12 protein-coding genes and 1 pseudogene are annotated in these 11,240 nt (G+C 66.4%); 8 read left to right on the top strand and 5 right to left on the bottom strand.

The features are described from left to right. Positions 1 to 3: 3 nt before the first annotated feature. The 4 genes from ABIE65_RS15180 to ABIE65_RS15165 all read left to right on the top strand — a co-directional run bounded on the left by ABIE65_RS15180 (position 4) and on the right by ABIE65_RS15165 (position 3,423). Complete coding sequence (locus ABIE65_RS15180; protein ID WP_354078761.1) at positions 4 to 1,449, top strand: glutamate synthase subunit beta; 1,446 nt, start codon at positions 4 to 6, stop codon at positions 1,447 to 1,449. After that, a complete protein-coding gene (locus ABIE65_RS15175) occupies positions 1,449 to 2,444 on the top strand; it encodes an NADPH:quinone oxidoreductase family protein (protein WP_354078759.1) in 996 nt (331 codons plus the stop codon). The genes ABIE65_RS15180 and ABIE65_RS15175 overlap by 1 nt, the downstream gene beginning before the upstream one ends. A gap of 197 nt (positions 2,445 to 2,641) precedes the next feature. Next, a complete protein-coding gene (locus ABIE65_RS15170) occupies positions 2,642 to 3,181 on the top strand; it encodes a sigma-70 family RNA polymerase sigma factor (RefSeq protein WP_354078758.1) in 540 nt (179 codons plus the stop codon). Beyond that, positions 3,181 to 3,423: an anti-sigma factor family protein gene (locus ABIE65_RS15165; protein ID WP_354078757.1), complete on the top strand. Its 243-nt coding sequence runs from the start codon at positions 3,181 to 3,183 to the stop codon at positions 3,421 to 3,423. Before ABIE65_RS15170 ends, ABIE65_RS15165 begins: the two co-directional genes overlap by 1 nt. Positions 3,424 to 3,617: 194 nt before the next feature. On the opposite strand, the pseudogene ABIE65_RS15160 reads toward ABIE65_RS15165, so the two are convergent. Continuing rightward, positions 3,618 to 4,010: pseudogene (locus tag ABIE65_RS15160) on the bottom strand (DUF2000 family protein). Between the two features lie 86 nt (positions 4,011 to 4,096). On the opposite strand from ABIE65_RS15160, the gene ABIE65_RS15155 reads away from it, so the two are divergent. Both ABIE65_RS15155 and ABIE65_RS15150 read left to right on the top strand, forming a co-directional pair. Continuing rightward, entirely contained in the window at positions 4,097 to 4,333 is a 237-nt protein-coding gene (locus tag ABIE65_RS15155; RefSeq protein ID WP_354078756.1) for a hypothetical protein, read from the top strand. Between the two features lie 284 nt (positions 4,334 to 4,617). Beyond that, positions 4,618 to 5,250, top strand: a complete 633-nt coding sequence (locus tag ABIE65_RS15150; RefSeq protein ID WP_354078755.1) for a 2OG-Fe(II) oxygenase — start codon at positions 4,618 to 4,620, stop codon at positions 5,248 to 5,250. A gap of 22 nt (positions 5,251 to 5,272) precedes the next feature. Here the strand turns inward: ABIE65_RS15150 and ABIE65_RS15145 are convergent, their stop codons facing one another. Next, positions 5,273 to 5,599, bottom strand: coding sequence for a PqqD family protein (locus tag ABIE65_RS15145; protein WP_354078754.1), 327 nt, complete (start codon positions 5,597 to 5,599; stop codon positions 5,273 to 5,275). A 154-nt stretch (positions 5,600 to 5,753) separates the two neighbouring features. Between ABIE65_RS15145 and ABIE65_RS15140 the strand changes: the two genes are divergently transcribed. Continuing rightward, positions 5,754 to 5,915, top strand: a complete 162-nt coding sequence (locus tag ABIE65_RS15140) for a hypothetical protein (RefSeq protein WP_354078753.1) — start codon at positions 5,754 to 5,756, stop codon at positions 5,913 to 5,915. A gap of 12 nt (positions 5,916 to 5,927) precedes the next feature. Then, the gene (locus tag ABIE65_RS15135) at positions 5,928 to 7,856 is read left to right on the top strand and encodes an asparagine synthetase B family protein (RefSeq protein WP_354078752.1); all 1,929 of its coding nucleotides are present in this window, start codon (positions 5,928 to 5,930) and stop codon (positions 7,854 to 7,856) included. Here the strand turns inward: ABIE65_RS15135 and ABIE65_RS15130 are convergent. The 3 genes from ABIE65_RS15130 to guaA are packed head-to-tail and all read right to left on the bottom strand — an operon-like array spanning position 7,853 to position 11,225. Continuing rightward, positions 7,853 to 8,707: a sulfotransferase domain-containing protein gene (locus tag ABIE65_RS15130; protein WP_354078751.1), complete on the bottom strand. Its 855-nt coding sequence runs from the start codon at positions 8,705 to 8,707 to the stop codon at positions 7,853 to 7,855. The genes ABIE65_RS15135 and ABIE65_RS15130 overlap by 4 nt on opposite strands. Beyond that, entirely contained in the window at positions 8,704 to 9,678 is a 975-nt protein-coding gene (locus tag ABIE65_RS15125) for a hypothetical protein (RefSeq protein WP_354078750.1), read from the bottom strand. The genes ABIE65_RS15130 and ABIE65_RS15125 overlap by 4 nt, the downstream gene beginning before the upstream one ends. Further along, complete coding sequence (gene guaA / locus ABIE65_RS15120) at positions 9,675 to 11,225, bottom strand: glutamine-hydrolyzing GMP synthase (protein WP_354078749.1); 1,551 nt, start codon at positions 11,223 to 11,225, stop codon at positions 9,675 to 9,677. Before guaA ends, ABIE65_RS15125 begins: the two co-directional genes overlap by 4 nt. Positions 11,226 to 11,240 lie beyond the last annotated feature (15 nt).

The following is an 11,240-nucleotide window of genomic DNA, read 5'->3' as shown; positions in this document are numbered from 1 at the left end:
CATATGGGCAAGCCCACCGGTTTCATGGAGTTTCCGCGCCGGGAGCGCGGCTACGTCAAACCCCAGGAGCGTCTGCGCACCTGGAAGGAGTTCCTCACGCCGCTGGCCGATGCCGACCTGCGGGTTCAGGCGGCGCGCTGCATGGATTGCGGCGTGCCCTTCTGTCACACGGGCTGCCCCGTCAACAACCAGATCCCGGACTGGAACGACCTCGTCTATCACGACGACTGGCGCGAGGCGCTGATCAACCTGCACTCGACCAACAACTTCCCGGAGTTCACCGGCCGGATCTGTCCGGCGCCGTGCGAGGAAGCCTGCGTCCTCAACATCAACGACACCCCGGTCGCCATCAAGACGATCGAATGCGCCATCATCGACCGCGGCTTCGCCGAAGGCTGGGTGGTGCCGCAGCTGCCGGACCGGAAGACGGGCAAGCGCGTCGCGGTGGTCGGTTCGGGCCCGTCCGGCATGGCCTGCTCCCAGCAGTTGGCACGCGCCGGCCATGACGTCACGCTGTTCGACCGGCAGGACCGCATCGGCGGGCTGATGCGCTACGGCATTCCTGACTTCAAGTTCGAGAAGTGGCAGATCGACCGCCGGATGGAACAGATGGCGGCCGAGGGCGTGACGTTCCGCCCGGGCGTCCATGTGGGCGTCGACATGCCGGCGCAGGAACTGCTCGACGGCTTCGACGCCGTGGTCCTCACGGGCGGGTCCGAGGTGCCGCGCGACCTGCCGCTGCCGGGGCGGGAACTCAACGGCGTGCATTTCGCCATGGACTTCCTGCGCCAGCAGAACCGCCGCGTCGCCGGCCTTGACGTCCCGGCCGACCAGGCGATCTCGGCCAAGGGCAAGCATGTCGTCGTCATCGGCGGCGGCGACACGGGCTCCGACTGCATCGGCACGTCGAATCGTCATGGTGCCGCTTCGGTCACGCAGATCGAGATCCTGCCGAAGCCGCCGGAGCGCGAGAACAAGGACCTCGTCTGGCCCTATTGGCCGCAGAAGCTGCGGACGTCCTCCTCGCACGAGGAGGGCGCCGAGCGCGACTGGGCGATCGGCAGCAAGGCGTTCCTCGACGACGGCAAGGGCAATGTGCGGGCCCTCAAGGCGACGCGCGTCGAATGGAAGACCGGCCCGGACGGCCGTCTCGCCATGGCCGACGTGCCGGGCAGCGAGATGGAGCTGAAGGCCGACCTCGTCCTGCTGGCGATGGGCTTCGTCCATCCGACGCACCAGGGCCTGCTCGAGCAGCTCGGCGTGAAGCGCGACGCGCGCGGCAATGTCGAGGCCGACACCGAGCGCTACCGGACATCGGTCGACAAGGTGTTCGCCGCCGGCGACATGCGGCGCGGTCAGTCGCTGGTCGTGTGGGCGATTCGCGAAGGCCGTCAGGCGGCGCGCGCCGTCGATGCGTTCCTGATGGGCACTACGGAGCTTCCCCGCTGATGCGTGCCGTCGTCTGCGAAACCCTCGGAACGCCCGATACGCTGGTCGTGCACACCGACTGGCCCGAGCCGGAACCCGGCCCGGGCCAGGTGAAGGTCCGCCTGCTGGCGCGGGCCGTCCAGTATGTCGACGTCCTGATGGTGGCCGGCCAGTACCAGACCAAGCCACCGGTGCCCTTCATCCCGGGCGGCGAGGCGGCCGGCGAGGTGGTGGCGCTGGGCGAGGGGGTCACCGGCTTCTCGGTCGGCGACATGGTCATGAGCCGGCACAGCCCGAGCGGCGCCTTCGCCGAATTCGGCGTGTCGCCGGCCGACCAGACGATGCTGATTCCGCAGGGCCTGGGCGTCGAAGCGGCCGCCGGCTTCCGCTCCGCCTACTCGACGGCCTATCACGCCCTGGTGCAGCGCGGCCGACTGCAGCCCGGCGAGACACTGCTGGTGCACGGGGCGGCCGGCGGCATCGGCCTCGCCGCGGTCCAGGTCGGCAAGGCGCTCGGCGCCACGGTCATCGGCGCCGCCTCCACCGAGGAGAAGCGCGCGCTGGTGCTGGAGAACGGCGCCGACTACGTCATCGGCTACGACCCCGTCGTCGATGGTCGCGGCAGCTTCCGCGACAAGGTGAAGGAGCTGACCGGCGGCCGCGGTGCCGACGTGGTCTACGATCCGGTCGGCGACTGGGTGTTCGAGGAATCGATGCGCTGCCTGAACTGGGGCGCGCGCATCCTGATCCTGGGCTTCCTCGGCGGCGGCCCCGCCATGGCGCGCACCAATCACCTGCTGATCAAGGGCGCCTCTGCCGTCGGCGTGCGGCTCGGCGGCTTCGTCGAGGCCGAACCGGAGACTGCGGCGGAGAATCTGCGCGTGCTGTGCGATTGGGCCTCGAAGGGCCGGGTGAAGCCTCACGTGTCCCACGTCCTGCCGTTGGAGAAGGCGGCCGAGGCACTCCAGCTCCTCGTGGATCGCAAGGTCGTCGGCAAGGCCGTCCTGAGCGGATGACCCCACGTCGGCGGATACTGCGCCGCGCTGATACACTCTGCCGAGAAATTGTGCCGATACGGGCGAAGTGGCCGGAACCGCGGTGTCCGGCGCGGGTTCCAGAACGGAAGCCGCACGACCGGTCAGGGTCGTCGCGGTGGTCCGTATCAGGAAGGAGCTGGCGCTCCGCCCGCATGGTGTCTGGCAGTACGAGCGATGTGTCGGTTTCGCTGGACGTGGGCGGGGAGACGGCCCCCGACGACGTCCGCCGCCGCCTGACGGAGGAGATACCGCGGCTGCGGCGGTACGCGCGCGTTCTCGTGCGCGACCCGGCCTACGCGGACGATCTCGTGCAGGACTGCCTGACGCGCGCCGTTGCGCGACTGGACAGCTACGAGCCGGGGACGAACCTTCGGGCGTGGCTGTTCGTTATCCTGCGTAACGTGGTCATCAACGACTATCATCGTGGCCGCCGTGGCCCCGCACTCACCGAACTGTCGGAAGCCCACGCCAGCGTGTCGACGGCGGCCGATCAGGAGCAGCGGCTGATGCTCGACGAGGTCCGCCAGGCGGTCGAGAAGCTGCCGGAGGAGCAGCGCGACATCATCCTTCTGGTTCCTGTGGAGGGATTGGCGTATGAGGAAGTTGCACAAATCCTGGATATCCCTATAGGTACGGTGCGTTCCAGGTTGTCACGGGCCAGGACGGCCCTGCGCGATCTGCTCGCGCGTGGGAGTGCCGGGGAGAGGGGAAACTGATGGCTCGACCCGAGATGGTGTCTGAAGAAGATATCCAGGAATATATCGACGGGCGGGCGTCTCCCGCCCTGCGTGCGCAGGTCGATGCGTTTCTCGCCGCCAATCCGAAGCGGCAGGCCGAAGTCCAGGCGTTGCTGCGCCAGCAGGAGGCTCTGCGCCGGCTCGGCACGGAGATCCTGGCAGAACCGATTCCCGATCGGTTGCAGGAGATCCTGCGCCGGATCCCCGACAAGCGCCGCTGACCCAATTTTTTCGCGTTCCAGGGAACGCTTTCAGTCGAGGGCGGTTTGACGAGTGTGCGATCCGCGGGGGTCGCACATTCATCCCCCTCACCCCGCAATACCGACTCCCTTCCTACTAGGGCCGTCCTCCGGGCGGCCCCTTTTTTCGTTGCGCCGACGATGTGTCGGCGACGGAGAGAGAGTACGTGCTCGGGTTAGCGCGCGCCTTCACGGATGCATTCGCGCCCCTTCGTGATCCTGTCGGCGAGTTTCTTCTCGGCGCGGAGCGCGATGCCGACGAGCCGGGCCGTGTGGGGTGCGAACTGGGAAAACACCGCGCGATTGGCCGCGTCGTGACCAGTGGAGAACATTTCCTCGATAAAGGCCGACGTCGTCACCTCGCGCTCCAGCGCGCGCTGATGAATTCTTCTGAGGGTTTCCTCATCCGCCGCAAGCACGATCATGGGCTGGATCGTCATCGGGTTCTACAGATTGCCGGCAGCATCGCGGTATCCTTCTCCGACGATCGTCGGCGACTGAGCGGTGACGCCGCTCGTCGGGAAGGCGGCGGCCTTCAGTTTCTGCCATACGGCGAGATCATCGCGCACGACGACTGCGATTTTGGTATCGAACGTGCGGCCACTTCCGTTCGGGGAACCGGGATCCCTCAGCACTTACCGCATTCGACGCGGTGATGCGGATCGCTGCCCGGCTCCGGTTTCAGTCGGGTGCCGGGCCCCGTGCCACGGTACGTCCGGCGCGCTCGGCCGTGTTTCGGGCGCGCGACGATCTCGACGGTCGCTGCTTCGAAACAGTCCGCTCGAAGGATATCGAGACCGTCACCCGGCTCGACCGTTACGAACTGGCGCGGCACTTCCGCAGCGCCTTCGGCATACCGCCGGGCCGCTGGCTCGCCATGAGAAAGACATGAGTTTCAGGAGCGGGCCCAACGCCCGCGGGTAGCCGCGTCACCCAGAGGTCCGGCGGCTCCTCCGCTCTTGTCGTTGGCGGTTCCGGCCACCGATGACCTCGGTCTGATACAGAGATTCGGGACGCTTCAAGCTGTCCGGACAAAAGTCCGGGGCATCATTGGTTGGGGATCCGCCTTTTGCTGGGCTCAATTATCAGAGAGTACAAATTCCCTGCGCTGTAGATTGATGAGCGGCATCCAAGCGGGTTATTCGTTCTCCCTGAAGTTCGATGCGGTGGCCGACAATGAAATCCAATTCACTCACTGCCTTCTCGGCGCTGCCGCCCCACTGGGTAATCGACACGGTGTTTGGTGCCGATTTGGCCGCGCGCCTGCTTTTGTTCGTGCTGGAGCGGGAATCGGTCTTTGCCGATACGACGATTGGCGACAGCGCGAACAGAACTGTTCGCAAAGCCGTACGCAGTTCGCGCGCCACACGGGATTTCGGAGAATTGCACGGCGAACTGGAGGAGCGGTTTCGCGGCCTGATGCCCTCCGCGATATCACGCCTGGGGCTCGCGCCCTTTGCGCTGACGGGCCTTTCGATGGAACTGGCGGCACATGGTGACGGCGACTTCTATCAACGGCACATCGACACGTTTGTGGCCGGCGGCGCGTCGACATCCGATAGAATGCTGACGGGCGTCTATTATTTCCATGTCGTTCCCCGCCCGTTCACGGGCGGCGAGTTGAGGCTCCATTCGCTCCGTGTCGCCGAAGACGGCGGCAGCCATGTGGACGTCGAGCCGCGGGACGACCGCATGCTGCTGTTCCCCGCTTGGGTCCCGCATGAGGTGCGCCCCGTCTCGTGTCCGGGCGGCGGTTTCGCTCAGTCCCGCTTCGCCATCAACTGCTGGTATCTGGGCAAGTCGATCTGAGCGACCCTCGCCATCCGGCGCGTCAGGGCGCCTCGCTGGGAGCCGACGCGACCATCTTCTCTCCTTCCAGTCGTACGAGAAAGTCTAGCGCCTCCTCACGGATAGCAGCTTCCGGCGCATCGTAGGCGTCCATGAGAGCCGCCACAATGGAGTCCAGGCTCTGCGGGGCCTCCATCAGGCGCCAGATGTGCGCCCCGACGGCATTAAGGTTGAAATACTGGCCCGTCTCTACGCTCATCATGACCAACTCGTTGTTGACGACGGCGCTCAGTACGTGTTGCCGGCGCCGATAGATCGGATCGCTCGAAACTTCCATATTCACGCTTTCAGCTTCGTGCTGTCGCTCCATGCGCCACGACGTGAGTAATAGATGCGTCGGTGGATTTTTTACACAACATTTTCGCGATCGTGCTACGACGGATCGACATGGCTAGGTCCGGGAGGTCCGCACAAGCTGCGTGACGGGCGGACGGAACCAGTTCAGCCAATTGGGGATGCATAGCATGAGCGAGATCAATGGTAAGGATCGGGCCATGGATCCCCCTGCGGCGAAGCAGCCGTGGCAGACGCCCGACTTTGAAGTCCTCCCCGTGCAGCAGGCCGCGAACAACGGTCTCGTCGCGCCCGGTGACGGCACCTTTTCGCCGTCACCGACCGGGAGCTAATTTCAGACATCCATGTCGTTTTTCGCTGGCCTCGCCTGCGCGAGCTCGGTTGACCAGCGGGAAACCGAGCGTCTCAGCAGCATCGCCGTCACTTATGGCGGTGGCACGGGCAGGGTCTGGCGTGGCGACACCGCTGCACTTGTTCTGACGCCGCGTGCGTTCACCGCGGAAGACAGTCTGGATCGTCTCCCGGCGGCCTTCATGGGCGACATGTCGCGGCTGGTGTTCGACGGGCGGCTGGACAATCGTGACGAGATGATCGCGTCCCTGAACTTGCCTGCGTCCGACGCCGCACGGCGCGGCGATGCCGCGTTGGTGATGGCGGCGCTCGAACGCTGGGGCGTCGACGCCTGCCCCCGTTTCATCGGTTCGTTCGCCCTTGCCTGGTGGAACGAGGTCGACCGCAGGCTGGTGCTGGCGGTGGATGCCACCGGCGGTCGGGCGATATTCGCGCACGGCGATGGCGAAAGGCTCTGTTTCGCGACACGCCCGTTGGCCGTGCTCGCTTTTCCCGATGTCGATCGGCGCATCGACGAATCGGCGATGGCCCACCTGCTGCTCGCGCGCGCGATGCCCGCAGGCGCGACCCCGTTTCACGGCGTCTTCCGTCTCCCGCCCGCCGGCCTGCTCCTCTGGCACAAGGGCAGTTGCTCTGTCCGCCGCTACTGGCAGCCGGATCTCGAGCGCAGGATCCGCTATCGGGACCCGCGGGACTATGTGGAAGCGGGCCGCGAGATGCTGGACCGGGTGGTCGCGCCGAGCCTTAGGACGACGGGTGCGGTTGCGTGCCAACTGTCGGGCGGACTCGATTCGTCGGGTGTCGCGGCAACGGCCGCGCGCCTGCTGGACCCGACGCGCCTCCACGCGTTCACGTCGGTTCCCAACTCCGCAGTGCCCCTGCCGGCGGAGCGTCCGCGGGCGTTTTATGACGAAGGGGCGCTCGCACGCGCCACGGCCGCCCTCTACCGGAACATCGACGCACACTTCGTTCCCGCGGGGGATATCACCCGGGGCGAGGATGACGCGACCCGGCTGTTCTGGGAATTCGGCATCCCCGTGCGCAATTTCATGAATCTGGCCGCTTGGGAGCCACTCTATTCCCGCGCGCGCGAAGCCGACGCCTCTGTCATGCTGACGGGTACCTCCGGCAACTACACGCTGTCGTGGAAGAGCGAAGCACTGCTTGCCGATCTCGCTCGTTCCGGACGAGTGGTGGCGGTGGCCCGGCAACTCCGCGGCCTGCACCGTCACGGCTATCGGCTCCGATTGCAGATCCGGCAGAACCTGCTCGCTTATGCCGTCCCGGCCCGCATCCGCACCGCAATCCGACGACTGCGTGGTACTGACAACGACTGGCAGTCGCGATCGTCCGCAACCGCAGCGCTCGCAGCAAGCGTCGATGCGCGTGAGATCACCGACACCATGCTCATCGGCTCGAGCGGGGGCGATCGCGACCGCCGCGTTCGCCTCGTTTACCTGGAGAAGAACTGGTCGCAGAACCAATGGCTGGCGGCGCATCCCTATGTCACCGGATGCGACCTGCGCGATCCGCTTGGGGATCGCAGGATGGTGGAATTCTGCCTAGCGCTTCCGCCCGAGCTTTGGCAGCGGGACGGCCGGCCTCGCTCCTTTGCGCGCGACGTGCTCAGCGACCGTGTGCCGCCGCGGGTGGTGAACGAACATAAGCGCGGCTATCAGAATGGAGACTGGTTCCACCGGCTGACGCAGCTACGGCCCGTCTTCATGGATGAACTAGACCGGCTGGAGGCATCGCCGGCGGCGCGGCGGATGATCGACCTGCCACGCCTGCGCGCCATGGCGGAGGATTGGCCCGTCGACGCGGATGCCGCCATGGCGCGCGCCACGGACATGCTCGACCTGTTCGGTCGCGGCATACACTACGGCCGGTTCATCCGCTGGGTGGAGCAGTCGAACGGCTAGAGATAGCCGAGCCGTGCCATCACGTCGCCATGGTCGCGCTCGATGCGTGTGGCTTGGGCGGGGGTGAGGGTGTCCCGCCAGCCGCCTGCAATCCCGCGGCGGAAAAAGGGCCGATCGCCGCGCAGGCTTTCGGGGAACTTCCCGGCCGATTCCTCGGCGCGCAACCGGTCGAACCGCGTCGCCGCAACCGCCGCCTCGATCGCTGCGTCGCTGCTGGACCAGCCGAGCGTCGCGCAGACCCGTTTCAAGGTCGAGGCCAGGTCGGCGACCATGTCCTCGTAGCGGATCGTCAACGGGTCGTGGCCGGAGTCGTCGAGCCAGCTCAATACATGATTGCGCCAGGTCGAATAATGCTGCGGCAAGTGGAAGTGAGCGGAATTGGCCTTGGCGGCGACGCGATAGGCGGGGTCGGCCATCAGGTCGATCGCCCGGTCGATATCCACTTCGAAATGATGCGCGAACGATGCCGCTACGTCGCGCGGATCGCGCACCAGATAGATGGTGGCTGCGGTGACATCCGAAGGAAACAGCGCCTCGCCGTCTGCCGTGCGCATCCAGCAGTCGTGAATCTTCCAGATGGTCGTCTGGCGCCCCTGGGTATCGATCAAGCCATAGATCTTCGGGCGAAGGAGATGCACCTCCTCTGCCGACAGGTCGGATGAATCGATGTCGAGCGCCATGTCGAGGCGATGGCGCATCGCCAGGAATATGCCGATGTTGTTCGTCATGCGGGCGAGGTCGAAAGCGGCCTCGCCGTCGCGCAGCGCGCCGAGCGCGATCCGCATCCAGGTGTTGCCAGATTTGGGATAGGACGCCAGCCACACATTTTCTCGCGGCGCGGCGCGCATCATCGCAGACCCCCCATCAATCTGCCGAGGTCGTCGCCATGCCGCGCGAGGGTGTCGAGCCCGTTCGGCACGACCAGCGCGTGATGCGCCAACTGCCCTCCAAGCAGCGCACAGTCCGCGAACACCTGGTCCGAGCGGCCCAGCAATCCCGCCGCAATGCGGCGATATACATTCTCATAAAGCATGCGCACCGCAGGCAGTCCGTCCAGCGCCTCGATGCGCAAGCCGCTCTCCCGCAACTGGAGGTGGATCTGACACACGCCGTCGAGGTGAGTCCGCGCCGGCTGGAAAAGGTCGGTGACCTTCCGGTCGAATTTCTGGAGTTGGACGGTGTTGCGCAAATAACGGCCCGGCGCGATGCCGAGCTTATCGAGCGTGTCGCGCCACATCTTCTGCCGTGGATAAGTCGGCAGCACCAAGGGTCCACCCTCGGCTCGGATATCGATTACCGTGACGTCGTCGGACAGCAGCCGGGCGCCTTGTGCCAGCAGCAGCGCCGCGAGCGTCGATTTGCCTGCGCCCGAATGCCCGGCCATAGCGAAGACCTTGCCTTCATATTCGACGCAGCTCGCATGAAGCGGCAGGAGGCCCCGCTGATGACAGAGAAATCCGAGGACGGATCCCAGCAGGAACAGCGCCACGTCCGCGGTGTCCGGAGAATGCGCGGTATCGATAACGACCTCGTTTCCGTCGCGTACGAGATAGTCCGCGACGTTCCGGACGGTAAATCGCAGCCAGCCCCGCTCGTTGACCTGAACCAGCGGGTGCTTGCGCACCGTACCGTCCAGCTCCCCGGGTACTTGGCCCATCCGGATCCAGATGTCCGGACGCCGGTCATCGCCGCTCCATGGCAGAAGCTCAGGTACCGGCCATTCGGTACGCACGCGCCAGCCGCAAAGAGAATGATCGCTCGTCCCTGCAATCACAGACACCCCAGTCGCCATCTGCTCCGACGCGCCCTTTGTATGGGTCACTCCCACTCGATCGTGCCCGGGGGCTTGCTGGTGATGTCGTAGGTCACGCGGTTGATGCCGCGGACCTCGTTGATGATGCGGGTGGCGGTGCGACCGAGGAAGGCGTGGTCGAAGGGGTAGTAGTCGGCGGTCATGCCGTCGGTCGAGGTGACGGCGCGCAGCGCGCAGGCGAAGTCGTAGGAGCGTTCGTCGCCCATCACGCCGACGGTGCGCACCGGCAGCAGCACCGCGAAGGCCTGCCAGATGGCGTCGTAGAGGCCGGCGTTGCGGATCTCCTCCAGGTAGATCGTGTCGGCCTGGCGCAGGATCTCCAGCTTGTCCGGGGTAATCTCGCCGGGGATGCGGATGGCGAGGCCGGGGCCGGGGAAGGGGTGGCGGCCGACGAAACTGTCCGGCAGGCCCAGTTCGCGGCCGAGGGCGCGCACCTCGTCCTTGAAGAGTTCGCGCAGCGGCTCGACCAGCTTCATGTTCATGCGCTCGGGCAGGCCGCCGACATTGTGGTGCGACTTGATCGTGACGCTGGGGCCGCCGATGAACGAGACGGATTCGATCACGTCGGGATAGAGCGTGCCCTGGGCCAGGAAGTCGGCGCCGCCGATTTTCTTCGCCTCGGCCTCGAAGACGTCGATGAAGGTGGCGCCGATCGTCTTGCGCTTCTTCTCGGGGTCGGAGATGCCGGCGAGCTTGCCGAGGAAGAGGTCGCCGACGTCCGCGTGGACGAGCGGGATGTTGTAGTGCTCGCGGAAGAGGGCGACGACCTCGTCGGCCTCGCCGGCGCGCATCAGGCCGGTGTCGACGAAGACGCAGGTGAGCTGGTCGCCGATCGCCTCGTGCAGCAGGACCGCGACGACGGAACTGTCGACGCCACCCGACAGGCCGCAGATCACGCGGCCCTTGCCCACCTGCGCGCGCACCCGCTCGATCGCGTGTTCCTTGAACGCGGCCATGGTCCAGTCGCCGCGGCATCCGGCGATGGCGTGGGTGAAGTTGCGCAGCAGCTGCGCGCCGTGCGGCGTGTGCATCACCTCGGGGTGGAACTGGACCCCATAGAAGCGGCGGGCGTCGTCGGCGATGGCGGCGAAGGGCGCCCCGTTGCTGGTGCCCACGACGCGGAAGCCCTCGGGCAGGCTGATGACGCGGTCGCCGTGGCTCATCCAGACCTGCTCGCGGGCGCCCTTCGGCCAGACGCCCTCGAACAGGGCGCAGTCGTCGATCACGTCGACGAAGGCGCGGCCGAATTCGCGGTGATGGCCGCCCTGCACCTCGCCGCCCAGCTGCGCCACCATCGTCTGCTCGCCATAGCAGATGCCGAGGACGGGCAGGCCGAGCCGGAACACTGCGTCGGGGGCGCGCGGCGTGTCCAGCTTGGTGACCGAGGCCGGCCCGCCGGAGAGGATGATGCCGCGCGGGTCGAACGCGCGCAGCCCCGCCTCGTCGATCCGGTTGAACGGCACGATCTCGCAATAGACGCCGGACTCGCGCACGCGCCGGGCGATGAGCTGGGTGACCTGGGAGCCGAAGTCGAGGATCAGGATGCGGTCGCTCATATGTGCCACCCGAGA

Origin of the sequence: Constrictibacter sp. MBR-5 (assembly GCF_040549485.1) — a bacterium.
GTDB lineage: Bacteria > Pseudomonadota > Alphaproteobacteria > JAJUGE01 > JAJUGE01 > Constrictibacter.
The sequence above is the reverse complement of the archived record's forward strand: the minus strand, read 5'-3'. Positions and strand labels throughout refer to the sequence as shown.